The sequence below is a fragment of the Bacteroides sp. genome, from assembly GCF_019417265.1.
Taxonomy (GTDB): Bacteria; Bacteroidota; Bacteroidia; order Bacteroidales; family Bacteroidaceae; genus Phocaeicola.
Window position 1 is genome coordinate 18728 of record NZ_DXVR01000052.1, and the last position, 777, is coordinate 19504.

Annotated in this window: 1 protein-coding gene; it reads left to right on the forward strand. The window is 39.0% G+C overall.

Features of this window, described 5'->3' with window-relative positions:
* A partial coding sequence (locus tag QZ379_RS07780) for a M64 family metallopeptidase (RefSeq protein WP_291562737.1) occupies window positions 1–539 on the forward strand: 539 nt, incomplete at its 5' end.
* Between the last annotated feature and the right edge of the window lie 238 nt (window positions 540–777).

The following is a 777-nucleotide window of genomic DNA, read 5'->3' on the forward strand; positions in this document are numbered from 1 at the left end:
GGAAACTTCCAGGCAATGAGGAAACCGGTATAAGTGTGTGCAACTGGAGAAACACTTTTCTGCATGAATTTGGTGGACACTGTTTTGGAAGATTGATGGATGAGTATTACCAGAAAGAGAGCGGAGAAACATATGATTTAGGACCAATTGAGGGGCATTCATGGGAAATGCCTTTCGGACTGAATATTACAGCTGACGAAACCGGAGTGGAAGACTTGGTTTATTGGAAAGAAATGATTGGCGATGAGCGCTTCCCTAAAGTGGGAATGTATGAAGGTGGATATAATTATGAAAAAGGAATATGGCGCTCTGAGGTGGTCAGCGCGATGGATGATAACCGCAGATACTTTAATGCGATTTCCCGCCGGATTATAGTTGAACGTATTATGAAAACAGCTAAGCAGAAATTTAATTTTGAGGATTTCTGCAAGAAAGATGTGGATTATGATGAATTGCGCGATGCAAATTCGACGCCTTCAAGAAATAATTCCGGGCTAAAAGAGTTTCCACGTACTCCGGCTCCGGTGTTTATGGAGTAGCTATCTATTGGCCTTTTTCGTGTTAATCCTATACTTTTTTTTCAAATAATAAAAAATAAAGGTAATGAAAAGAACGGCATATGGATTTAGGGATGAGCATTACTTTAAACTAAGACTATATGCCCTACATGATTGCCGTATCACTCGAAATGTCGGATGAACCTCTTTCCTCTTTTTTTATAGATCCTAATTTCCGCAAATAATCTCAACTCTCGTGTTATTAATGGATATTATGTAA